Here is a 24,828-nt window from a genome sequence, read left to right on the forward strand (position 1 = left end):
GGTGGCCAAAAACCAGATCGGCTTAATTATAAGTAATCATCCGAACTTGATATTACAGAGTTTTTTTAGGAAATTTACTAACTCCAAAAAACACTTGTAATTAATGCTATTTACCTAAAAAATATATAAAAACTTACCGTTCTATGCAATGAAAAATCTTTAGATGCTTATGTCAAATCTTTAGATACTTTTTCTATTGCAATTTGCAGGATAAACTCATTTAAATTTGTATAGATCGGACTTGACAAATTGGCTTCATGAGTAGAGAGACTATAATGCTGTATTTAAAAATTTCAAATAACAGATTGCTCGTATACTTGAAAAATTATCTAAAGTGGGAGGGCAACAAAGCTGTTCCTGGCTTGCTAGGTGCAGCGTCTCGCTCAGAAGAATACAAAGAGACAAGCTACTACGTAGCTTTCATCGGGAATAAAAGGAAGAGATAAGTTAAGAATTATTCGGCGCCAGTTTAGAGACAGTTAGTATTATTAGTTACTATAATTGCCTTGCGGGTGTCTGAGATTAGCTCAAAGTATTTGACTATAATAGTAGATATAAACCTTGTTTCTAAGCCTCAAATTTGAATAAATGCTATAGATTGTTTTTATAGGTGAGCATTATGAACAACAACCTTCCATTAAATCCTAGAAAAGGTTTTAACTTAGCCAAAACTTCAATGAATAAGGAGTCGCCTTTTGTAGAAAATGATGGATTGCTATTGTATAAAGATGGGTGCAAGACTCCAGAATTTCTCAACTCATCATTTTGCATACATCTCTTTGGTGAACGAGTTATTGTAGATCACTATGTACTGTTGTTTCCTGATTCAGAAGCTCTTACAGACTATGCTAAAGCTCTGATTAACTATGATGCCAAAATTACTGAAGGGCCAGGAAAATGGCCTGATGATTTTTGTCCTGAGCAAAACCTATTGCCTGAAGATGCTAGTATGTACTTTCTCTCAGCCTTAATGCCGTCAGGCATGATTTTGGTACTGCTTGCGCCTAACGCACCAGATGAACAGATTGCTAGCTTATTCCAACGGCAAGGTTTTAATACTGTCCATCACGTTGCAATTCTTGTTGATGATATCTATACAGCAGCAGAAGTATGGCAGAAGAAAGGTTTTATTCCTCTGTCTTTAACACCTCAAGAAGATGATTCCTTGTGCCAATGGTTTTTCCGCAATTGGGCAGGGCAAATTATAGAGCTAATCTGTCGGCGATGTATGGGCAAAGAGACTTTTTCCTGTGAGAATATTGCTGGTTTACGGCTTTCAGAATTGGCAGCCTAAATTTATAATTAGTAATTAGTAATTAGTAATTAGTAATTCGTAACTATTTGGTCAAGTATGCTTCGTGCTACGGTGGTTAGCAGCTTGTAATAATAGAGATTCTGCAAAAGCGATCGCATCAGTTGCAGATTTACCACCAGCCAACTGCGCTAGTTCTTCCCGACGGGTGTTTAAATTATCCAAGGTAGTAACTCTAACAACGGTACGCTGTTCGTCATTATCATTGTTGGCTTTTTTACCTTTACCTTGATTGATAGTTTGCTTATCTACCCGAAAATGCCGATCGGCCATTGCCGCAACTAAAGGTTGATGGGTAACACATAACACCTGGTTGCGTTGACTTAGCTGGTATAATTTTTCCGCGATCGCTTGGGCTACCCTTCCCGAAACCCCGACATCAATTTCATCAAATACCATTGTCCCAACTACGTCAACCTGAGAAAAACAAGCTTTCAGCGCCAGTAAAAAACGGCTCATTTCACCACCAGAGGCAACTTCTGTTAAAGGTTGCAGTGGTTCACCGGGGTTGGAACTAAACATAAAGGTAATTTTATCTGCTCCCATCGCAGTTGGGAAAGCTGGTAATATTTCAACCAGAAATTTCACCTTTTCCATCGCTAGGGGCTTGAGTTCAGCGATCAAACGTGATTCTAAATTAGCCGCCGCCTTACTCCGCAATTGAGTTAACTGATTACTTGCTTGGGTAAGTTTATCAAAACAGGCCTTTTCTTGCTGTTCCAGACTTTCGATAGATTGTTCGCTGTCGTTAAGTTGGGCTAATTCTGCTTGGATACGTTGGTAGTAAGCGATCGCTTCTTGTAGTGTCGGCCCATACTTACGACAAATTTGCTTTAACTCCTGAATCCGTTCTTCCACCTCTTCCAATCGCTGCGGATCGGCTTCTAAACCATCTCCATAAGCATTAATTTGCCTTCCCACTTCCATTACCGCAGCTTGCGCGTCCCGTACCAACTCCAATAGGGGTTGTAGTTGGTTATCGTATTCCACCATGTCATTTAATGTCGCCTCACTGTCTCCCAATAAATCACCTGCGGCGGGAGTTTCATGATCGTTTTGATACAAAGCCTGATAAACCTTGTAACTCATTTGTTGCAAATCGACGACATGATTCAGGCGTTCCCGTTCTTGTCCCAACTGTTCCAATTCATTAGGTTCGCCCAGATTGGCTGCTCCCAATTCCTGCACTTGATAAGTAAGCAAGTCGAGTTGTTGCAATCGTTCCCGTTCCGATGTCCGGCGTTTTTCTAGTGCTAAATGCGCCTGTTGGTAAGCACTGAAGCTTGCGGCGACTTTATGACGTTGCTGCATGAGAGAGTCGCCCCCATACAAATCTAACCAGTCGCGGACTTGGGCAGATTGTCCCACTTGTACAGTTTGACCTTGGGCGGTGATTTCCACCAAGCGATCGCGCATTCCTGCCATGATCTGTCGATTTACCAACACACCATTCACTCGCGATCGACTGCGGACATTACTCGTAGTGGCTGTGATTTCTCGGCTAATGACTACAGAATTTTCATCAAGCAAATCTATTTCTTGTTCGGTCAACCAAGCGGCTAAAGGAGCGTTTGAGGTGAAAGTAGCTTCTACCATCGCCCGACTTGTCCCCGTGCGAATGACTCTACTAGAGACTTTACCGCCCAAAGCAGCATCAATGGCATCTAAGATAATCGATTTTCCAGCGCCGGTTTCACCTGTTAACACATTTAGTCCCGCGCCAAATTCTAATTCCAATTGGTCAATTAGGGCAAAGTTTTCAATTCGCAGGCAAAGCAACATCAAGCCAAATTCTCCATGAGGGCAGATGCCGGATAATTCTAATTTACAGGATAATAAGTCTCATCTCTGAGCAACTAGCAATACCTAATACTATTGAAGTAGTATGCCCGTTTAAGTGTAGCAGACTAGTGGGGAGTGGGGAGCAGGGAAAGAAGCAAGGGAGCAGGCTTGCCGTGAGCGTAGTCGAACGAAAGCAGGGAGCAAGGGAGAATTTTCCCCTTTGCCCCCCGCACCCTGCCCCTCTGCCTCTTTCAATGCCCAATACCCAATGCCCCATTCCCAATACCCAATTTCTAAACATATTGTTACAATACTTAATGTGATCGTTCTGACTGGTGGCCTTCTTCATGATTGTTAAGACACTTCCCCCTAGTTCCCGACCGATTCAGGAGGACAGTCGCAACGGCACAAATCGCCGAGGCGACGAATTAAATGTTATTGATGTAGTGCCAGAAGATGGTACATCAACGTTAGTTGTACGCTCACCAAGACTCTTAGCAGCCCAAAAGGTGAGAACAGCAGCCCAACCTGAGACGCTTTACGATCCCGTGGGCATAGCGGCGCATTATCGAAATAGAAAAGTGCAAGTTTTACGGCGGATTTTTGCCGTGTTGGGGCCAACTCTATCCTTTGTGTTTGGATTGTGGTCGGATAGTAAACGGGGAATTGTCGTTAAAAATGACCGCCGCCGAGCCACTCAGCTACGAGTATTGCTGACCCAATTAGGGCCTGCTTACATCAAAATTGGACAAGCTTTATCCACCAGACCGGATCTAGTTCCTCCCGTATACCTAGAAGAATTAACTAAATTACAAGACCAATTACCGCCTTTTCCCAACGAAATTGCTTACCAGTTTATTAAAGAAGAATTAGGCGCACCTCCAGAAGAGGTTTACGCCGAACTTTCGGCACAGCCAATTGCTGCGGCTTCATTGGGGCAAGTGTATAAAGGTAAGCTAAAAACTGGTGAAGAAGTAGCTGTTAAAGTTCAACGCCCCGACTTAAGAGAGGGAATCACCATTGACTTGTATATTTTGCGTAACCTCGCCGCTTGGGTGCAGAAAAAAGTCAAACGGGTAAGAAGTGACTTAGTTGGGATTCTTGATGAATTAGGCGATCGCATTTTTGAAGAGATGGATTACATCCATGAAGGTGAAAATGCCGAGCGATTTTTCGAGTTATATGGTCATATAAAAGACGTATACGTACCGAAAATTTACTGGGAATATACCAATCGTCGCGTCCTGACGATGGAGTGGATTAACGGCACTAAATTAACCCAGACAGAAGAAATTAGTGCCCAAGGGATAGATGCTCGTTATCTCATTGAAGTGGGTGTGCAGTGTTCCCTGCGCCAGCTGCTAGAACATGGATTTTTCCATGCAGATCCCCACCCTGGTAATTTGTTAGCGACAACCGATGGCAAATTAGCTTATCTCGACTTTGGGATGATGAGCGAGATTAAGCCACCACAGCGTTATGGTTTGATAGAAGCGATCGTCCACGTTGTCAACCGCGACTTTGAAGGATTAGCAAAAGACTACGTGAAGTTAGATTTCTTATCACCAGAAACCGATTTAACACCAATTATCCCAGCTTTTGCTAGAGTTTTTGCTGATGCCCAAGGAGCCAGCGTTGCCGAACTCAACATTAAAAGCATCACCGATGAACTATCAGCCTTGATGTATGAGTATCCTTTCCGCGTACCGCCCTACTACGCCTTAATTATTCGTTCCCTGGTGACGCTCGAAGGTATTGCAATATATATAGATCCAAACTTTAAAGTTCTTAGCGAAGCTTATCCCTACGTTTCTAAACGTCTGTTAACAGACCCAGCACCGCAATTAAGAGCATCATTGCAAGATTTGCTATTTAAAGATGGCAAATTTCGCTGGAATCGTTTAGAAAACTTGTTAAAAAATGCGCGTAATAGTCAAGACTACAACTTTAATTTAGTGCTAAATCAGGGGATAGAATTTCTATCATCTGAACGCGGTGCTTTTATTCGTGACAAGCTAGTAGATGAATCTGTTAACGGACTCGATGCTTTAGGTAAAAATGTTTTACATAACTTTACCTCCTTGTTACGAGAACGGGTAGGATTGACAGCAGTTAATAAAACTCCAGCAGCTACAGTTGAGCAACAGCAAACCTTGGAGCATATCAAACGTATATTAGGTATTCTCCGAGAAACAAGAGGTTTTGACCCAGTGCAACTTACATCCCAAATTGCTCAGTTATTGGTAAATTCAGATGTACAACGTTTAGGTCAACAAATTGCCAACCGCTTCACGCAGAAAGCTGTGGCCAGGTTAATTCGGCAATTATTAGCATCTTAATAAAAGTTATGAGTTAAAAACTTTATTTAACTCATAAATCATTCATTCTAGCAACTATATAACCCAACTCTTCTAGCTTTTCTAAGACCTTAGTTGCACTTTGAGCAACGCTTTCCTGGTTAGTTTTACATTCGACTTCAGGGCAGAGTGGTATTTCATAAGGATCGTCAATACCAGTAAAGTGCTTAATTTCTCCAGCTCTTGCTTTTTTATATAACCCTTTTACGTCTCGCTGTTCACAAACTGCCAATGATGCGTTGACGTAAACTTCAATGAGAAATGGAGCCATTTGGCGCACTTCTTCCCGAATTGCGCGATACGGTGAAATTGCCGAAACCAATACAATGACATTATTTCTGGCAAGAAGTTGAGCTACAAAGCCAATGCGCCGAATATTCTCTTTTCGATCCTCTTTACTGAAACCCAATCCTTTGCATAGGTTTTGACGTACCGCATCACCGTCTAGAACTTCAACTCTGTATCCCTGTATCCGCAGTTCCTTCTCCACGAATTGACAGATAGTAGTTTTACCTGCACCACTTAAACCAGTGAACCATACTGTTACACCACACTCTTGTTGCCTCATCCTACTTTCGTCGTAAATTTTAAATGGCACACTAAAAAAACTTTTTTAAGTAATTGTGAGTCAAATAGTAATTTTATTTTTATAATCCTTTTTAGCAGGAATTTCAGCAATTACAAGGTACCCTATGTCAAACTTGCTACTTTTACCTCTACTGATTTCGAGTGAAAAATCGCATAGTTATACGTATTTAGGCTAAATATTTAATACGAAGCATGGGGATGTATACGACAAGCTACATCTACGCATTTTCTCTACCCTAACAACGCAATTTGCCGTCATAGTAATAAAACTTGTCGATCGAGTTTTTAAATTATTGAAGTTTTAACTAATTTTTACATTCAGTATATATACAGTTTATTTTTAAAGGGAAAAGTCTTTATTATAACAGTAGATTACCAAACAATATTTACCGCTAGGACATTATAAAAAACTAAGTTCAAAATATCTGCAAAGTTAGATCCAGTGCAGCTTTATGGCGGCGCGACCTATTTTCTGGGGTCGATTCCTTTAAGTTTCTGGTACAAGCTTGTTTATTGACAATGATGGCACGCTTAGTGGTCTGTGTCATCAATTCTGAGAGTTTCGTAGTGAACGATTTATCAGTCAATTTCAAGGGTTTTAGCCCTGACTACAAACTTTCACAACTCATCAAAACTAATGACATCAATCACTAGTACACTTTGGCATAAATTTGTTCACCTTTAATCAGTTCCTCTGAGCAACTTGTCTGCTTAATTGAGGTGATAGGATTCGGGAACGGCATATTTTCGGAGGATTGCCCATAACCCAACGATTTGAGCAGTTGCTCTGTGGCGTGGCAGTCGTGGATTTACGAAATGGGCAACAGGTGGGAATGCTGAAGTTCACCGCAGGCTGTCAAGAACTTTATGATGTACAGTTTCTTGCTGGTGTACAGCGTCCGATGGTTTTGAATCAGGAACGAAAAGAAATCCGCCAAGCATTTACTGCACCAGAGTTGAATTATTGACTGCGACCGAGTGCAGTGATTCCTAATGACTAAGAAATCTGTTTAATCAGACCGTAATTGTTGAAATCAAAATTTTAGTTTTTTTAGAGGTTTTTTCATGACTGAATTCCTAGTTAATACCACCACCATTGGCAATCAATCTAACTCCACAGTAGCGATAGATGCAGCTGGGAACTTTGTCATTTCCTGGACTAGTTTTGATGAGAACGGGTCTAGTAATGGGATATATGCCCAACGCTACAAAAGTGATGGCGAACCTGATGGTAACGAATTTCAGGTCAATACCACCACCACCACCGCTCAATCTAACTCCGCAGTAGCGATAGATGCAGCTGGAAACTTTATTATTTCTTGGACTAGTTATGATGAGTTCGGGTCTAGCAATGGCATATATGCCCAACGCTACAAAAGTGATGGCGAACCTGATGGTAACGAATTTCAGGTCAATACCGATATCAACAGTTTGCTATTGAACCCCACAGTAGCGATGAATGCAGGGGGGGACTTTGTCGTTTCCTGGACTAGCTTTGATCTGGACGGGTCTGGTTTTGAGATATATGCCCGACTCTACGACAGCTATGGGGCGGCTCAAGGGGACCAATTTAAGGTTAATAAATACACTACCGAAGCTCAATATTACCCCACAGTAGCAATCAATGCAGGGGGGGACTTTATCATTTCCTGGGTTAGCAATGGTCAAGACTTGTCTGGCAATGGGATATATGGCCGACGCTACGACAGTAATGGGAATGCTAAAGACATCTCAGAATTTAAGGTCAATACTAGAACCATCGACAGTCAAGTTAACCCCACAGTAGCGGTGGATGAAAATGGAAACTTTGTTATTTCTTGGCAAAGCAATAATCAGGATAGTTCTGGATTTGGGATATATGCCCAACGCTACAGCAGTGATGGGAAGACTCAAGGGAACGAATTTCGGGTCAATAGTGAAACCACTAGCGACCAAGTTAACCCCAGAATAGCGATGGATGCAGATGGGGACTTTATCATTTCCTGGCAAAGCGATAATCAGGATAAGTCTGGATTTGGGATATATGCTCAACGCTACAATCGGTATGGGGTGCCTCAAGGGGGCGAATTTCAGGTCAATACTTACACCCCCAACGACCAAAGTACTCCTACAGTAGCGATGAATGGAAAGGGGGACTTTGTGATTTCCTGGACTAGCTATGGTCAAGACGAGGCAATAGCCCAGGGTGACGAAATAGATAATCAGGGGGGAATATATGCCCAACTATACAAAAGTGGCATTCCTCCGATAATCACCTCTACTTCTGTCTCTCCCTTGGCATACACTGAGAATGCCACTACAGCCATCGACTCAGCCATCACTGTCAGCGATGAGGATTCCCTCAACCTGGCTACTGCTACCGTCAGTATTACCAGTGGTTTCATCTCTAGTCAAGATACCCTCGCCTTCACCAACCAAAATGGGATTACGGGCAGCTACAACAATAGCACAGGGGTTTTAACTTTAACTGGCAGTTCTAGTGTTGCTAATTATCAAACTGCACTGCGTTCGGTTACTTACACCAATACCAGTGATAACCCCAGTCTCACGTCTCGTACCATCAGCTTTATAGTTAATGACGAGAATGTTAGTAGTAAAACTCTAACACGTGACATTAATATTACGGCGGTGAATGATGCGCCCGTTGCTACTGCCACCACCTCTCCTCTGCTGTACACCGAAAACGCCATTACAGCCATTGACTCAGGCATCATCGTTAGCGATGTAGACTCCCCTAACCTAGTTAGTGCCATTGTCAAGATTAGCGGTGGCTTTGTTTCTGCCGAAGACATACTCGCCTTCACTGAGCAAAATGGCATTACAGGCAGCTACAACAGCAGCACAGGTGTCTTAACTTTAACTGGCAGTTCTAGTGTTGCTAATTATCAAACTGCACTGCGTTCCATTACTTATACCAACAGTACTAATAATCCCAGTCTCACACCTCGTACTATCAGCTTTACGGTCAATGATGGGATTGATAATAGTACAGCTATTACCCGCACTATTAATTTTACGGCAGTGAATGATGCGCCCATTGCCACTGCCACTAACTCTGCCCTGGCATATACAGAGAACGCCACTACAGCCATCGACTCAGCCATCATCGTCAGTGATGTAGACTCCCCCAACCTGATTAGTGCCACTATCAGCATTACCAGTGGTTTTGTCTCTGCTCAAGATACCCTCACCTTTATCAATCAAAATGAGATTACAGGCAGCTATAACAGCAGCACAGGTGTCTTAACTTTAACTGGCAGTTCTAGTGTTGCTAATTATCAAACTGCACTGCGTTCCATTACTTATACCAACAGCAGTGATAATCCCAGTCTCACACCTCGTACTGTCAGCTTTATAGTTAATGATGGGACTGTTAGTAGTACCGTCATTACCCGCAATATTAATATTACGGCGGTGAATGATGCTCCTGTCGCTGTTAACGACAGCATCACCACAAACAAAAACACACCTATTATCATTAACGCTACGACTCTGTTGAGCAATGATATAGATGCGGACAATGACGTATTGAGCATTACTAGCTTTACCCAACCTAGCCAAGGAAGCTTAGTTAAAAATCCTGATAGTACTTACACTTATACCCCTGTCCCAGACTATTATGGCTCCGACAGCTTCACTTATACCATAAGTGATGGCCAGGGTGGCAGCAGTACTGCCACTGTAAACTTGACCATTAATCAATTCAATCTGATTAATGGTACTTCAGGTGCAGACAGCCTGAATGGTACGGCGATCATGGATATCATCTCAGGATTGCTGGGCAATGACACGCTCAACGGACTAGGTGATAACGACACGCTTGATGGCGGCGATGGAAATGATTTCTTAGATGGTGGTACAGGTAACGATAGTCTCATTGGTGGTAAAGGCAATGACACTTATATTGTGGACACCATTGGCGACACTATTATTGAATCTACTAGTGCAGGCACAGATTTAGTCAAGTCTTCGGTGAGTTGGGTGTTGGGAAATAATCTGGAAAACTTGACTCTGATTGGAACCGACGCAATCAATGGTACTGGTAACAGCCTTAATAATATTCTGACCGGAAATACTAGTGCTAACATCTTGAGCGGAGAAGTTGGCAATGACACCTTATTGGGTGATGCAGGCAATGACACATTATTGGGCGGTGTAGGCAACGACATCTTGGATGGAGGTACAGGAGCTGATAGTCTTAATGGTGGAGTTGGCAATGACACTTATATCGTAGACAGCCTCGGTGATACGATTACTGAAAGCTTAAATGCAGGTACAGATTTAGTTAAGTCTTCCGTGAGTTTTGTGTTAGCAGATAACGTGGAAAACTTGACCCTGACTGGAACCGGAGCAATCGATGGTACTGGTAACAGCCTTAATAATATTCTGATTGGAAATACTGGTGCTAATAAGTTGAGCGGAGGAGATGGTAACGATAGTCTCTTTGGTAGCTCAGGCAATGACACATTATTGGGCGGTGCAGGTAATGATACCTTGGATGGAGGTTTAGGAACTGACAGTTTTGATGGTGGAGCCGGCAATGACATTTATACTGTAGATAACCTGAACGATTCTATTACTGAAGGCTTAAATGCAGGCACAGATTTAGTTAAGTCTTCCGTGAGTTTTGTGTTAGCAGATAACGTGGAAAACTTGACCCTGACTGGAACCGGAGCAATCGATGGTACTGGTAACAGCCTTAATAACATCCTGATTGGAAATACTGGTGCTAATAAGTTGAGCGGAGGAGATGGTAACGATAGCCTCTTTGGTAGTTCAGGTAATGACAGTTTGTTAGGCGGTGCAGGCGATGATACTTTGGATGGAGGTACAGGGATTGATACTCTCAATGGTGGAGCCGGTAATGATATCTACACAGTAGACAATGTTAGCGATATTATTACCGAAGGCTTAAATTCAGGCACAGATTTAGTCAAGTCTGCTGTGAATTGGGTATTAGGAGAGAACTTTGAGAACTTGACCCTGACTGGAAGCGCGACAATTGGTACTGGTAACAGCCTTGATAACATCCTGGTCGGAAATGCTGCTGCGAACACCTTGACCGGAGGAGATGGTAACGATAACCTTTTTGGTAGCTCAGGCAATGACACCTTGTTGGGTGGTACAGGCGATGACACCTTGGATGGAGGTACAGGAATTGATAGTCTCAATGGTGGAGTCGGCAATGACATCTACACTGTAGACAATGTTAGCGATATTATTGTTGAAGGCTTAAATGCAGGCACAGATTTAGTTAACTCTTCGGTAAATTGGGTCTTGGGAGATAACCTAGAGAATTTGACCCTGATTGGAACTGGGGCAATCACTGCTACTGGTAACGGCCTTAATAACATCCTGATTGGAAATACTGGGGCTAATACGTTATCAGGAGGAGATGGTAATGATAACCTCTTTGGTGGTTCAGGTAATGACAGCTTATTAGGCGATGTAGGAAACGATAGCCTTTTTGGTGGAATTGGTAAAGATACGCTGACTGGTGGAGCTGGACAAGATAGCTTATATCTGACTGATACCCGCACTGGAGGCTATGATACTATTACTGATTTTACTGTTGGAGATGATACTATCTTCATTTCTAAGGCGGAATTCGGGCTGACCCAATCTCAGGATACGACACTCGATTCGGGCTTGTTCCGACTTGGTACGATCGCTACAACAGCAAGCGATCGCTTCATCTACAATCAAAGTACGGGCAACCTATTCTTTGATAAAGATGGATTGGGTGGTACAGTACAAGTTCAAATAGCCCAGTTATCGAATAAAGCACTGCTTAGTAATACAAATATTACTGTGATTGTCTAACGAAAGCTAAGACAATTAACCTAGTATCAACCGACGTAGGGACGCGAAATTTCGCGTCCCTATACTTTGGCGGTACTGTGGCTTTATAGCCAATACAATTGCAAACTTTTAACTTTCTTCTTGGGAATAACCGTTTTTCTCGCGTTTGAGGCTTTCTTCTAAGGCTTGAATTTGTTCGCGACGAGCTTCCAATTCTAAGGAACGCCGCGCTAAGTCTTGGTTTTGCAATGTCAGGGATTGTCGCCAATGTTCTGCTCGTTCGGCTTCATGCTGTAAAAATTCTGGGGTAATGCCGATGGTGAGGTAGCTTTGTACTAGATGGAGTACCCAGTTGGTAGCGTCTTCTATTCTTTCAATGTCACCTGTAGGAGAAAGTTCTACTAAAACAAGCAAGTTTTCACTCATAACTTTTCCCTTCCCTAGCAGAATGAAAGCCTCTTCTGGAATTATCGCCCACAAGTTATCAGCTTCTTGACGCGCCAACAAGCGTAACTGGTGCTGGTCTAAAAAATCGTTTTTACGCACCTGGGCTAGATATAGCATGAGAGTCGCTTTGCTCCAATTCAAAATTAAAAATTAAAAAATTTTAATAAAATAATAAGTCCTAGAATTGAGATTTGGATCTTGTTAATTGGTAACGGGTAATTGGGAATTAATAATCCGATTACCCATTACAGTTATCCTAAGCCACGCAGGCGATCGCTACGACAACCCCTTCAGACGCTCGCGCAAAATTTCAGCTTGCTTCTGTGCTTCTGCTAAGGCATCCCGCGCCCCTTGTACCACATCAGCCCTAGCTCTATCTACGAAACTAGGATTGTTTAATCTGGTACTCAGGGATTCAACTTCAGCTTCAGCTTTACTCAAGCTTTTCTCTAGTTTGGCACGTACAGCTTCAATATCTACCACACCGCTTAGAGGAATTAGCACCTGTATTGTACCAATTACACCTGCGATCGCATTTTCTGGTTCTTGTGGTTGTTCTAATTCTTTCTGCGGAAAAAACTGTCTCCATAACTTTTGTCTAGCTTGAGCAGTGAGTAAATTTTGGCTAACAAACCACGCTGTGTAACCAAAACCAACTAGTTCAAAGAAAGTTCCGACGATGGGAATGTCATCAATGGCATTTCCCGCAGCTAAACCCAATCTACCAAAGATAATAGCCACGATAATTAAACTGATTGTCTTCAAACCCCTTTGAGGTTTTTTCGCAGCAACAGTTTGGTTTTCTTGCTTGTCAGTAATAGTTAAAGTCTCAACCTTCGCCAAATCTTTAATATAAGACTGTCCAGCAGTGAGAATTTCCTGCTCCTTTTCACTTTCAGTTTGCAAATTCGCTGTTACTTTTACCCCTGGTTTAATATCCGCCTCAGCCCGCAAATTCCGAATTGTGCGGATAGTAGCAATCAGTAATTCAAACTGTTCTTCTAAATCTGAATCAATCAAGTTTGCATCTATCTGGGGATAGATTTGTAATGGTAAAGTTTGCGGGGAATCTGCTGATTGTTGGGTGAGAGTCTGCCAAATTTCTTCGGTAATATGAGGCATGAAAGGATGAAGCAGTTTCATAATCCCTTCTAGTATGTAGCCGAGGGTTTGCTGTGCTACCCGCCGCGATACTGGATCGGCATCTGCTTGCAATCTAGATTTCACTAGTTCAATATATTGATCGCAGAAATCACCCCAGATGAATTCGTAGAGTCCTTTTGCTGCTTCCCCTAAACCGTAATTATCGATGTAGTTAGTGGTTTGTTTGATAACTTGATGATACCGCGAGATAATCCAGCGATCGCTCAATTCTGTGGCTACTGGATTCCCCAATTGTTGCGGCGTTTGTCCATCCAAATTCATCATCACAAAGCGGGCAGCATTCCACAACTTGTTTGCAAAATTGCGGGATGCCTCTACAGATGCTGATTCATCCTTTTTGCGATCGTATTCTAAGCGGATATCTTGACCAGCGCCAGCCACTTCTCTAATTAAGGTATACCGCAGGGCATCAGTACCATATTTGTCAATTAATAACAATGGGTCAATACCATTACCTTTGGTCTTTGACATCTTCTGACCTTTTTCATCCAGCACCAAGCCGTGGATGTAAACTGTTTGGAAAGGCATTTGCTGCGTAAAATGCCCAGCCATCATTGTCATTCTGGCTACCCAGAAAAAGATGATATCAAAGCCTGTTACCAAAGTAGTAGTCGGGTAGTAAGTTGCTAAATCTTGAGTTTGTTCCGGCCAGCCCAAAGTCGAAAACGGCCACAGTCCAGAAGAAAACCAAGTATCCAGCACATCTGGGTCTTGTTCTAGCTTGACATTTTCGCCAAATTGTGATTTAGCTTTCTCCCAAGCTTCGGTTTCCGATTTTGCCACGACAAAGGGCGTGTTATCGGTAATTTGTCCATCCGTTTCACTGACAGCATACCAAGCTGGAATTTGGTGTCCCCACCATAATTGGCGAGAGATACACCAATCAGTGAGTTTTACTAGCCAATCACGATAAACCTTAGTCCAGCGTTGGGGGACAAACTCTGGGGAAGTTTGCTGGTCGAGGAATTCGAGAGTGTTGTCAGCTAGGGGGCGAATTTTGACGAACCACTGAGTTGAGAGGAGGGGTTCAATAGGTACTTTACCGCGATCGCTGTAGGGAACGGTATGCTTATAATCTTCTATCTTCACCAAAAAGCCATCTGCTTCTAAGCGAGAAACCACATTTTTTCTAGCAACAAAGCGGTCTTGTCCTTGAAACTCCCCAGCGTTGGCGTTGAGAGTGCCGTCTTTGTTCATAATGTTGATAAACGGCAGATTGTGACGCTTACCCATGTCAAAATCGTTCGGGTCATGGGCGGGAGTTATCTTCACGCAGCCTGTGCCGAAAGTCGGGTCAACATATTCATCGCCAATGATCGGAATTTCTCGTTGTAGAATTGGCAGAGTGAGAGTTTTGCCGATGAGATGTTTGTAGCGATCGTCATTGGGATTAACCGCTACAGCCGTATCACCCAGCATCGTTTCTGGTCGAGTTGTCGCCACCTCTACAAAACCGGAACCATCGGTGAGGGGATAGCGGAAGTGCCAGAGATTTCCATTCACCTCTTGATTTTCTACTTCTACGTCAGACACAGCCGATTGCGAAGCAGGACACCAGTTAACTAAATATTCACCACGATAAATTAAGCCTTCCTCGTAAAGGCGAGTAAACGCCTCGACAACAGCTTTAGATAAACCCTCATCCAGGGTAAACCTTTCCCGTGACCAGTCCACCGAGACACCCAAGCGTCGTAGCTGATTCAAAATCGTTCCCTCAGACTCCGCCTTCCATTGCCAAGCGCGTTCTAGGAATTTCTCGCGCCCCAATTCGTAGCGAGTCTTACCCTCTTTTTTGAGTTGCTTTTCCAGCATAGTATGCACAGCGATGCTGGCGTGGTCAGTTCCGGGTAGCCATAGGGTATTACGTCCCTGCATCCGGTGGTAGCGCACGAGGGTATCAATCAAGGAACTTTCAAAAGCGTGACCCATGTGCAAACTGCCAGTGACATTCGGCGGTGGAATGACGATGCAGTAGGGTTCGCCGCTTTTGTTGGGGTCAGCTTTGTAAACTTGGTTGTCTTCCCAGAATTTTTGCCACTTGGCTTCAGTGGAAAAGGGGTCGTAGAGACTGGGGAGATTGGGAATGGTTGCGGTCATGCTGGGCAAACTAACTATGGAAGGACTCTAATAAATTTTGCCACAGGGTTGGAGAGGGTTTGTTTAGCAATTCTCTAAATCGTAGATATACCCTTAAAAAATCTATCTGGAAATGCGAAATCTATTTTTGACCCTTGTAGTTATCTTGCATAAATTCCGTAACTGACATCTGTATATTCATCCAGAAAGACTCATGAAATTGAAACCAGGTTTATTTCAACTCATAGTGTTCGTTATGACTGTATCGCTACTTGCTTCTTGTGCGACAACCCCAGAAGCAAGACAGTCAGATTGCATCTCCACAACGTCGCCGAACGCTAAACAACAACCCAATAACTGTTCACCCTCATCTAATAGTAGCGGCAGATCGAGTGGTTACTCTGGTGGGAGTAGCATTACAAGACCCGGTTTTGGTGATTCATCGGAAGCCGGGACTTCCAGAGGTTCTGCTAATGGTCGTAGTGGTTTTGGTAGTTTCGGTCGCGGTGGTCATGCGGGTGGATAAGAGAGTTATGAATATTTTCAACAGTCCTCAACGAAAGCGTCTATTTCAGTCAATGAAAATGGGTTGGTATAACTTTGCTCCTATTGAAGAAGGAACAGGTATACCTCTAACTGACCAAGAAACACCTTACGCTCTTTATTATTGCCATAAAGTTTTACCGCAGACGATACAAGAAATCCAGCAAGCATCGGAATTAGTCGGTAGTGTTTTAACCCAAGCGTGGCAAATTATTCGCACTCTTGATGAGGATACACTACTTTACTATGGATTTCCGGAAGCTACTATCAAGTTAGTTAAATATGACTTCCTCGCACCATTTTGTATGCGTCTTGACTGGTGCTGGAATCAAGAAACGGGGATAAAAAAGGTAGTAGAAACTAATCCCCAAACTCCTAGTTTTTGGTTTGAGTGTACGGATGGCAATAATAAAGTCGCCAGACATTTTGGATTGCAAGAACCAGATTTAAATGCTCAAAAACTCTTAAAAATAACACTTAATCAGCATGTAAATAGAGCCGCATTAAATTTGGGTAAACCAATTACAGACTGTCGCGTAACATTTACAGCTTTGAATAATGCCGAAGATTTAGGTACTATGCGATGGCTAAGAAATCACTTGGAGTCCAAAAGTACCATTTTACCCTTAGAATATCTTGGCATCAAAGATGGTGAGTATCTATTTGACCAGAGAACAAAAAAACCAATAGATATACTTTTTATGTGGTATCCAGTGGAATGGCTAATCCATGATACTGATGAAAAAGGTGAAAGATTATGGCCGGCTCTAGAGCAATTAATTTTTGAGAATAAAATTGTGATTGTGAACTTTGGTTCTGCCTTTGCACTGCAACCAAAGAGTATATTTGCCCTAATTACAGATTTGGGATATGACTTTTTTTCTGGGAAAGATGCTGGAACAGTCTGGGAATATTTTCCTAAAACATCACTGAGTGCAACAGCAATAGGTAATTCATACTTTGCCAAACCTATTTTAGGAAGAGAAGGTGAAGGAGGATTTGCAGTTAATTCAGGAAATATCTCTGTGTGTAGTAGTAATAATGACCCTTGGTATACACAACAGAATTATGTCTATCAAGAGTTATTAGAATTTCCTAAATTAGAAATTGATGGCAAGTCAATGACTCAAGTTTGGGGAGCTTGGCTATATAACAATGGTAATGACAAATTTATATCTGGAGGTGTAGGAATCCGCCTTTCTGAAGGGGAAATTACAGATAATTTATCTTATTGGTGTCCTATTGGATGCTAATTTTAATAACACCGATAATTAGAGGCAAATATGAGACCTCAAACTACCACCCCTTCGCCCTGGATATACATACCCACCCTCTACTTTGCCTCTGGCATACCTTACATCATCATCAATACAGTTTCCGTAATCTTTTACAAAAAGCTCGGAATAGATAATACTCAAATTGCCTTGTGGACAAGTTTTCTCTATCTACCTTGGGTCATCAAAATGTTTTGGGGCCCAATTGTCGATATTTATTCTACCAAACGTCAATGGATACTTTGTACCCAATTTGCAATGTTCGCTTGTTTGGGTTTGATAGCCTTCTCCTTGCAACTGCCAAATTTCTTTTTCATCTCCCTTGCGACATTAACAATAGGAGCATTTATTTCTGCAACTTATGACATTGCCACAGATGGCTTCTATCTGCTGGCTTTATCTCCAGAACAACAAGCCTTATTTGTTGGCATTCGCTCGCTGTTTTATCGAATGGCTGTCATTTTTGGCTCTGGAATATTAGTAGTCTTAGCAGGTCAGCTTGAAGTGTCTCTGAATAATATTCCTTTAAGCTGGACTATAACTATTGGTTTCTCAGCATTAATTCTAGCAATCCTGTTTATTTTCCATCGCCTAATTTTACCTTTACCTGAATCAGATAACCAACGACAAATACAAGCTAGGGAAAATATACCTTTTTGGTCAATCATTAGCTCATATTTTGCTCAAGATAAAATTATAAATATTTTAACATTTATCTTGCTTTACAGACTTGGCGAAGCAATGCTTGTGAAGATAGCCTCTTTATTTTTATTGGACAAACCAGAAGTAGGTGGTTTAGGGCTATCAACATCAGATGTCGGATTAGTCTACGGAACATTTGGGGTAATATCCCTAATCTGTGGAGGAATTTTAGGAGGCTTGCTAATTTCTAGATATGGATTAAAAAAATGTTTATTTCCTATGGCTTTAGCATTGAATTTGCCTGATGTATTTTATGTGTATATGGCTTACACTAAGCCTTCACTAACATTAGTGTATCCCTTGGTTTCCTTGGAGCAATTTGGCTATGGTTTTGGATTTACAGCTTTTAGTGTTTATTTAATGTATATTTGCCAAGGCGAATATAAAACTTCTCATTTTGCCATATCTACTGGCATTATGGCTTTAGGAATGATGTTACCCGGATTAGTTAGTGGTTATCTGCAAAAAGCACTTGGCTATCCATTATTTTTTGTCTTGATCTGTTTTCTCACAATTCCTGGAATGATTGCTCTCTTTTTTATTCCTTTAAAAGAAAAACCGAAGCATCAAAATAAGTAATTTTCTTACAACTTATGAGTTATGTTTTGGGAATAGATGGTGGCGGTAGCAAGACTGTTTGTGTCTTGATGAATGATTTGCGTCAGGTGCTAGGCCGTGGTGAAGCAGGCCCATCTAACTATCAGAGTATAGGTGTCGAAGCCACTCTACAATCTATTCAATCTGCAATTTACAATGCGGTTGAGGCAGTAATAATTACAAACACTGTGAATATTGACGCGATATGTCTGGGTTTAGCAGGTGTAGGTCGTGCAACAGATATCGAAGTAATGAAAGGTTTAGTTAAAGAGTTACAGAATAACAAATTGCCTATTACTTGGGCATTACAGCCAACAAATATTATAATTTGTAACGATGCTTTGATTGCTTTAGTTGGTGGAATTGGTCAGCCTGTAGGAATTGTGGTTGCAGCCGGTACTGGTTCGATAGTTTTCGGCCGAAATCATGAAGGACATACTAAGCGAGTCGGCGGCTGGGGGTATATTCTAGGAGATGAAGGTAGCGCTTATAAAATTGCGATCGCAGGCATGAACGCAGCATTAAAATCTTATGATGGACGAGAGATTCCAACGAGTTTGATAGTGGATTTCAAACATTATCTTGATTTGGAAAGTATAGAAGATTTAATAGAAGTAGTATATCGCCGAGAATGGGGAGTTAAACAGATAGCTGCTTTAGCACCAGTTGTAGATTTTGCAGCAGCGTCAGGTGATATAGTAGCGAATATGATAATTGATGATGCTGTAAAAGAATTAGTAAAAGCTACATCTACAGTAATTGATGCAATTTTTACTGCCGACTCAATTTTAGAAGTAGTTACAACAGGAAGTGTATGGTGCGGTAGATGCAAAATCCATGAAAGATTTGCAGCGTCTCTTGTTAAGAAGTTTCCTAATGTAAAGGTGATATTTCCGAGGTATGAACCTGCTTATGGTGCTGGGTTATTAGCGTTGCAAACAACTCAAAATTGACGCGAAGAAAGCAATAATAGGAGTTTTCAGTCTGCAAATATGCGCCCCAAAAAAGTTACTATTTCAGACCAAGCTGCGGTGCTAGCACTAGAATCATAACGATAACCGTCGTCGCGCATGAAGGTATGTTCTGCTTCATATAAGAAAACTTGGTGAGGGATGTTAGCATTCTCAATTGCTTTGATTATGGTTTGGCGATCGCTATCTGGTATATGAGGGTCAAGAGTACCGAACACCATTAGCATCTCGCCTTTAATTTCACTTACCCTTTGGATTGTATCGGCTACCTCTTTACCCAGTTTACCACTGGGAATACCAGTAGGGTAACAGCAAACACAAGCCCGAATTTCGCTTTGAAATGCTGCGCGAAAAGCTAAATGTCCACCAATACAAAAGCCGAGAGTGCCTATTCTATTTGGAGAAACCGCAGTCTCTGTTTTCAGAAATTCAATCACAGCAAGGCAATCGGCATCATAATCAGCTACCGAGGTTCGACGCGCATCGTCATTACCCCGCATCCGTCCCAGATCGTCTGGCTCAATTACTAAACCAACTGGCTCAATTCGGTGAAAAATTTCTGGGGCTGCTACTACATAGCCGTATCCTGCTAAGTAGTTAGCTAGACGAATCATTGCATCGCCTAACTGATAAATATCACTGTAGAAGACAATACCAGGGTATTTTCCTGCTGCTTTGGGAGCCGCTACATAAACACGCATTAAGCTGCCATCTACTCTTAATTCAACATTGCGCTTAGTGATTTGCACTTTTTTGTCTCCGTGTTACGCTTGCTGTCATTAGCTTCTACACTATAGCGCCGCAGCATCCGGTTACTTTCAACTCACAATTTGGCATTCTTTTACTATGACTGCGATCGTTTAATATACCCAGTGAAAATTTGTTGTGAAACTACTAAGAAAGCATATCTTATTACTTTAAGTATTTTTACGCTAGCGTTTTATTTATTCAATAAGTACATTGAAACGATTTATAACATAAAATATTAGCAATTTTTACTTTTTATGGATAATAATCACGAAGAAAAAACATTTTTCTCTGAAAATACCTTTAAAGTAATTCAACAATACAAAAATAAGCACAATGATAATAATATTTATAATTCTCAAGAATATAAAGATTTTTTAAACATAGTAAAAACTCCATTTATTAAATTCTGCGACTTTATATATCAAGAAATACCAACTGAAATTGCTGCCAAGAATTTTTATATAACAACAGACAATGGACGAACTGAGGTAGATATTTATATATTAGTTTCTCCTAGTAAATTTCGCCTATACAAATATTTAGATATATTTTCATTGTTAAGTATAGAGTTAATAGATTCAGGTATAGACATAAGATTAATAAATAATGCAGGTTCCTTTCTTGCAAAAAATATTTTAGAAATCAATCCTATAATGATAGCAAAGATAATTGCTGAAGATGTATATGCATTTGATTTTCCACAGATTCATGAAAGTTGTTATTTTAATAAAACAGAAATATTAAATTCATCTAAAGAAGAATTAATTAATAGGTTTAAAGAATGGTTTCAACATTATCTTCCGTTATTTTTACAAGCAGTATCTAAGGAGGTAATACCTGATATTAATCTAACCATAAGTGAACCTTATAGCTTAAACAAATGTACTGAAGATACTGGAGTTTCCCAACTAGTGCTAGAAAGCTGGATACACACAATTAATCGTAAAGGTCAAGCAATTTTATATGGTTCACCTGGAACAGGCAAAACCTTTATAGCTGAAAAACTTGCAAAACACTTAATCGGCGGTAGTAATAGTTTTTCGGAACTAGTGCAATTTCATCCAGCATACTCTTATGAAGATTTTATTCAAGGTATCCGCCCCCAAAGTCAAGATGGGAAATTGACATATCCGTTGGTTCCAGGGCGCTTTTTAGAATTCTGCAAAAAGGCGGAGTCTTGCCAAGGCACTTGTGTTTTGATCGTTGATGAAATAAACCGTGCTAATCTCGCACAAGTTTTTGGTGAACTAATGTACTTACTTGAGTACCGAAATAGAGAAATTCCACTAGCTGGTGGTAACACCTTTCGCATTCCAGAAAATGTCCGCATTATTGGGACAATGAATACAGCAGATAGGTCTATTGCCAATATAGATCATGCCCTACGCCGCCGCTTTGCATTTATTGAACTTCGCTCAAACTATGAGGTGCTGCGAAATTATCACCGAAGAAGAGGTTTTGCAATAGAGGGATTAATTAACATTTTACAGCAATTAAATCAGGCGATCGCAGATAAAAATTACGAAATTGGTATTTCCTTCTTTTTAACAGACAGCCTACGTGAAGATATAGAAGATATATGGCGCATGGAAATTGAACCATATTTAGAAGAATACTTTTTTAACCAGCTAGAAAAAGTAGATAAGTTTCGCTGGGATGAAATCAAGAATAAACTATGCATATAAACCCAGCACAACCAAGAATTATTGAACTTACAGAATACGAAGCTAACTTTTTTCAGCGTGATGAAATAGACGAATTAGCTGGAATGGAGTTATATCAGAAATATGAAAATCAAGTTGATGTAGAATTTCCTAACTTAAGAACAGGATATCAGTGGCAACTGAAAGCTAAAGGATGGGTAGGTTACATTCCTGCCACTCCTGAGTTGCATCTAAAAATAAATCCGAAAGTGCCTATCCAAAACCTCTTCGGAATGCTGGAATATGCCTACAATTTAAAAGGGTTTCACTTTCTCGAAGGGCTGATGGATTGTGAATCTCTAGAGAATTTTTATAATAATCTGGCTCATATCTTAGCCGATAAAGTTTTAGAACGATGCCGCAAAGGATTATATCGTACTTACTTGCCTAAAACACAGCAGCTTTCTTATGTGCGGGGAAGGCTAGATGTGCAACAGATAATTCAAAAGCCGTGGAATGTTAAACTTAAATGCAATTACGAAGAACATACGGCTGATGTTAAAGAAAATCAAATCTTGGCATGGACACTTTATATCATTGGTCGTAGCAGTTTATGTTCAGAAAGAGTATCACCAACAATACGAAAAGCTTATCACGCTCTACAAGGATTAGTAACGCTGCAACCTTGTAGCGCAGAAGATTGTATCGCCAGACAGTATAATCGCCTCAATCTCGACTATGAACTGTTACATAACTTATGTCGATTCTTTTTAGAAAATAGTAGTCCCAGTCATGAAAGGGGAAATTACAAAACCCTACCCTTTCTCGTCGATATGGCACATTTATATGAACTTTTTGTTGCAGAATGGCTTAAGAAAAACACGCCGCAAGGCTATTTTTTCAAACAGCAACATCCAATAGAAATTAGTCAAAATAGGCACTTCAATATAGATATATTACTGTGTGATGCTGCTACTGGCAACACAATAGCAGTTTTGGATACAAAGTATAAAGCCCCAGAACAGGCAGGATATACAGATATTCATCAAATGATCAGCTACGCCAACACAACAAAATGCAAGCAAGCCTTTTTGATATACCCCAAAGACTTGACACAGCCACTAGATGTTAAAAGCGATCAAATCCGAGTCCGCAGCCTCACCTTTTCCCTAGATGATAATCTCGATCGCGCAGGTCAAACCTTCTTAAAAAACCTTTTTCTCTTAATCTCTCAGAACTCACACCAATAATTGCTCGCATTTCTTGTAATAATTCATACCCTCGCGCTTCTATGCGGGCAATGCTTTCTAACAACCCATGCAAAAATTCTACTGGATTATTTGGGCGTGGTGACAAGCGTAGGGGTAGATTGGGATCGTTAATCGGAAAGCGATCGCCTTAATACACTGTGTGTACACCGTAGCCTTTTAGGAGACAGATTTAGAGAGAGGTTTTCCAAATACCGCAAGAAGTGAGGTTAAGCCTTTGGCAATTCTATAAAAGGCAATTATTACGAAAATTATGGTTTTGTTGATGAAAAGGGTGTATCATCCAAGACGGTTCGGTTAAGGGAAGAGACGCGATAAATCGACGTCTCTACAAAGGGGTGATTCTTAACTAAACTGTTCAATAATTCCGCCACCTAACACTTTCTCGCCGTCGTACCATACCGCCGCTTGTCCGGGGGTAATGCTGATTTGGGGTTCATCAAACACCAAACGCACACGGGAGTTTTCCAACGGAATCACCGTCGCTGGTGTAGCCGTTGAACGATAGCGAATTTGCACTTCGGCATGAATTGGGGTAGATGGTTCGGCAATGGAAACCCAATTTACCCGATTTACAGTGCATTCTGGCTGAGTTACCTTGGTGCGATCGCCTACTACTACTTTATTATTTTCCGCATCTAATTCAATCACATACAGGGGTTCGGCAGCAGCAATTCCCAAGCCTTTGCGCTGGCCAATGGTGTAATGATGCACACCATCATGCTGTCCCAAAACTTTGCCTGTAACATCGACAATATCACCTGTTTTGGGAGCTAAATATTTATCCAAAAATGCCCGCATGGAACCGTTACTTTCCACTAAGCATAAGTCTTGACTTTCTGGTTTATCAGCAGTTTTCAGTCCGTATTCAGTTGCAATGCGGCGCGTGTCAGTTTTTTCTAGTTCCCCTAGAGGAAATACCGTTGCTCTTAGTAAATCTTGAGACAAATCATAGAGGAAGTATGACTGATCTTTATTGCGGTCAACAGCCCTTAATAACTGGTAACGTCCAGTTGCTTCGTCATAGCTAATTCGGGCATAATGACCGGTGGCAATGCGATCGCACCCCAATTCTTCACGAGCATATTGCACCATTGGCCCAAACTTCACCGTTTTATTGCACTGGGAGCAAGGCAAAGGTGTAATACCCGCACTGTAACCAGTCACCAGGTAATCGACAATATGCGTCTGAAAGACATCTCGAATATCCACAACTTGATGGGGAACACCCAATTGTTCGCAGAGTTCGGCCGCGTCGATCATACCTTCAGAGCAACATTGACCTTTGCCTTTCATTAGCCAAAGAGTCAAACCAATCACTTCATAGCCCTGATGGTGCAGGATAGCTGCGGCGGTAGAACTGTCAACGCCACCAGAAAGACCAACGACGACTTTTTTCATACAAAGCACGACACGATATGCGTGGTTGTCCAATTGTAGCATATACTCTTCAAAGCCTTGCTACTAAAGCGCTTCAGTTTTAAAGGCAGGAGGTAGGAGGCAGGAGGGAAGAGAATTTGATTTGTTTCTTCCATCCATAACGGAAGCGATC

General features: G+C 41.4%; 16 protein-coding genes and 1 pseudogene. 10 read left to right on the plus strand and 7 right to left on the minus strand.

Going from position 1 to position 24,828, the window contains the following annotated elements:
• The first annotated feature begins 619 nt into the window (after positions 1-619).
• Complete coding sequence (locus tag RMY64_RS27410) at positions 620-1,294, plus strand: VOC family protein (RefSeq protein ID WP_322673348.1); 675 nt, start codon at positions 620-622, stop codon at positions 1,292-1,294.
• Between the two features lie 51 nt (positions 1,295-1,345).
• Here RMY64_RS27410 and recN read toward each other — a convergent pair whose 3' ends face one another.
• Positions 1,346-3,094 (minus strand): DNA repair protein RecN, encoded by a 1,749-nt coding sequence (gene recN / locus RMY64_RS27415; RefSeq protein WP_322673349.1) that lies wholly within the window; start codon positions 3,092-3,094, stop codon positions 1,346-1,348.
• A 347-nt stretch (positions 3,095-3,441) separates the two neighbouring features.
• Here recN and RMY64_RS27420 point away from each other — a divergent pair, with 347 nt between their 5' ends.
• The gene (locus RMY64_RS27420; RefSeq protein WP_322673350.1) at positions 3,442-5,433 is read left to right on the plus strand and encodes an AarF/ABC1/UbiB kinase family protein; all 1,992 of its coding nucleotides are present in this window, start codon (positions 3,442-3,444) and stop codon (positions 5,431-5,433) included.
• Between the two features lie 31 nt (positions 5,434-5,464).
• Here the strand turns inward: RMY64_RS27420 and cysC are convergent, their stop codons facing one another.
• Complete coding sequence (gene cysC / locus RMY64_RS27425; protein ID WP_322673408.1) at positions 5,465-6,037, minus strand: adenylyl-sulfate kinase; 573 nt, start codon at positions 6,035-6,037, stop codon at positions 5,465-5,467.
• A 730-nt stretch (positions 6,038-6,767) separates the two neighbouring features.
• Here cysC and RMY64_RS27430 point away from each other — a divergent pair.
• Complete coding sequence (locus RMY64_RS27430; RefSeq protein ID WP_322673409.1) at positions 6,768-7,007, plus strand: DUF4915 domain-containing protein; 240 nt, start codon at positions 6,768-6,770, stop codon at positions 7,005-7,007.
• Between the two features lie 97 nt (positions 7,008-7,104).
• On the plus strand, positions 7,105-11,862 hold the full coding sequence (locus RMY64_RS27435) for a beta strand repeat-containing protein (RefSeq protein WP_322673351.1): 4,758 nt from the start codon (positions 7,105-7,107) through the stop codon (positions 11,860-11,862).
• A gap of 108 nt (positions 11,863-11,970) precedes the next feature.
• On the opposite strand, the gene RMY64_RS27440 is transcribed toward RMY64_RS27435, so the two are convergent.
• Complete coding sequence (locus RMY64_RS27440; protein ID WP_322673352.1) at positions 11,971-12,405, minus strand: hypothetical protein; 435 nt, start codon at positions 12,403-12,405, stop codon at positions 11,971-11,973.
• A 159-nt stretch (positions 12,406-12,564) separates the two neighbouring features.
• Positions 12,565-15,549, minus strand: a complete 2,985-nt coding sequence (locus tag RMY64_RS27445) for a valine--tRNA ligase (protein WP_322701667.1) — start codon at positions 15,547-15,549, stop codon at positions 12,565-12,567.
• 193 nt (positions 15,550-15,742) lie between these two features.
• Here RMY64_RS27445 and RMY64_RS27450 point away from each other — a divergent pair, with 193 nt between their 5' ends.
• The 4 genes from RMY64_RS27450 to RMY64_RS27465 are packed head-to-tail and all read left to right on the plus strand — an operon-like array spanning position 15,743 to position 19,597.
• Positions 15,743-16,054, plus strand: coding sequence for a hypothetical protein (locus tag RMY64_RS27450; RefSeq protein ID WP_322701668.1), 312 nt, complete (start codon positions 15,743-15,745; stop codon positions 16,052-16,054).
• 7 nt (positions 16,055-16,061) lie between these two features.
• Entirely contained in the window at positions 16,062-17,324 is a 1,263-nt protein-coding gene (locus tag RMY64_RS27455) for a glutathionylspermidine synthase family protein (protein ID WP_322701669.1), read from the plus strand.
• Between the two features lie 30 nt (positions 17,325-17,354).
• On the plus strand, positions 17,355-18,626 hold the full coding sequence (locus RMY64_RS27460; protein WP_322701670.1) for an AmpG family muropeptide MFS transporter: 1,272 nt from the start codon (positions 17,355-17,357) through the stop codon (positions 18,624-18,626).
• Between the two features lie 14 nt (positions 18,627-18,640).
• A complete protein-coding gene (locus RMY64_RS27465; RefSeq protein WP_322701671.1) occupies positions 18,641-19,597 on the plus strand; it encodes an N-acetylglucosamine kinase in 957 nt (318 codons plus the stop codon).
• Positions 19,598-19,623: 26 nt separating this feature from the next.
• Here the strand turns inward: RMY64_RS27465 and RMY64_RS27470 are convergent, their stop codons facing one another.
• Positions 19,624-20,364 (minus strand): dienelactone hydrolase family protein, encoded by a 741-nt coding sequence (locus tag RMY64_RS27470; RefSeq protein WP_322673358.1) that lies wholly within the window; start codon positions 20,362-20,364, stop codon positions 19,624-19,626.
• Positions 20,365-20,619: 255 nt separating this feature from the next.
• On the opposite strand from RMY64_RS27470, the gene RMY64_RS27475 reads away from it, so the two are divergent.
• Together RMY64_RS27475 and RMY64_RS27480 are read left to right on the plus strand one after the other, a co-directional pair.
• Positions 20,620-22,050, plus strand: a complete 1,431-nt coding sequence (locus RMY64_RS27475) for an McrB family protein (protein WP_322673359.1) — start codon at positions 20,620-20,622, stop codon at positions 22,048-22,050.
• On the plus strand, positions 22,041-23,258 hold the full coding sequence (locus tag RMY64_RS27480) for an McrC family protein (RefSeq protein WP_322673360.1): 1,218 nt from the start codon (positions 22,041-22,043) through the stop codon (positions 23,256-23,258). The genes RMY64_RS27475 and RMY64_RS27480 overlap by 10 nt, the downstream gene beginning before the upstream one ends.
• Before the next feature lies 1 nt (position 23,259).
• Here RMY64_RS27480 and RMY64_RS27485 read toward each other — a convergent pair.
• Both RMY64_RS27485 and mnmA read right to left on the minus strand, forming a co-directional pair.
• Positions 23,260-23,406 (minus strand): annotated as a pseudogene (locus RMY64_RS27485) (carbohydrate kinase); the annotation flags it as partial.
• Positions 23,407-23,621: 215 nt separating this feature from the next.
• Positions 23,622-24,677, minus strand: coding sequence for a tRNA 2-thiouridine(34) synthase MnmA (gene mnmA / locus RMY64_RS27490; RefSeq protein WP_322673361.1), 1,056 nt, complete (start codon positions 24,675-24,677; stop codon positions 23,622-23,624).
• Positions 24,678-24,828 lie beyond the last annotated feature (151 nt).

Origin of the sequence: Nostoc sp. DedQUE08 (genome assembly GCF_034530895.1) — a bacterium.
Lineage (GTDB): Bacteria > Cyanobacteriota > Cyanobacteriia > Cyanobacteriales > Nostocaceae > Nostoc.

What these genes read in the sequence shown, in the direction of transcription:
- RMY64_RS27410 (WP_322673348.1), top strand. Translation starts at nt 620, where the DNA reads ATGAACAACAACCTTCCATTAAATCCTAGAAAAGGTTTTAACTTAGCC.
- recN (WP_322673349.1), bottom strand. Translation starts at nt 3,094, where the DNA reads ATGTTGCTTTGCCTGCGAATTGAAAACTTTGCCCTAATTGACCAATTG.
- RMY64_RS27420 (WP_322673350.1), top strand. Translation starts at nt 3,442, where the DNA reads ATGATTGTTAAGACACTTCCCCCTAGTTCCCGACCGATTCAGGAGGAC.
- RMY64_RS27435 (WP_322673351.1), top strand. Translation starts at nt 7,105, where the DNA reads ATGACTGAATTCCTAGTTAATACCACCACCATTGGCAATCAATCTAAC.
- RMY64_RS27440 (WP_322673352.1), bottom strand. Translation starts at nt 12,405, where the DNA reads ATGCTATATCTAGCCCAGGTGCGTAAAAACGATTTTTTAGACCAGCAC.
- RMY64_RS27445 (WP_322701667.1), bottom strand. Translation starts at nt 15,549, where the DNA reads ATGACCGCAACCATTCCCAATCTCCCCAGTCTCTACGACCCCTTTTCC.
- RMY64_RS27450 (WP_322701668.1), top strand. Translation starts at nt 15,743, where the DNA reads ATGAAATTGAAACCAGGTTTATTTCAACTCATAGTGTTCGTTATGACT.
- RMY64_RS27455 (WP_322701669.1), top strand. Translation starts at nt 16,062, where the DNA reads ATGAATATTTTCAACAGTCCTCAACGAAAGCGTCTATTTCAGTCAATG.
- RMY64_RS27460 (WP_322701670.1), top strand. Translation starts at nt 17,355, where the DNA reads ATGAGACCTCAAACTACCACCCCTTCGCCCTGGATATACATACCCACC.
- RMY64_RS27465 (WP_322701671.1), top strand. Translation starts at nt 18,641, where the DNA reads ATGAGTTATGTTTTGGGAATAGATGGTGGCGGTAGCAAGACTGTTTGT.
- RMY64_RS27475 (WP_322673359.1), top strand. Translation starts at nt 20,620, where the DNA reads ATGGATAATAATCACGAAGAAAAAACATTTTTCTCTGAAAATACCTTT.
- RMY64_RS27480 (WP_322673360.1), top strand. Translation starts at nt 22,041, where the DNA reads ATGCATATAAACCCAGCACAACCAAGAATTATTGAACTTACAGAATAC.
- mnmA (WP_322673361.1), bottom strand. Translation starts at nt 24,677, where the DNA reads ATGAAAAAAGTCGTCGTTGGTCTTTCTGGTGGCGTTGACAGTTCTACC.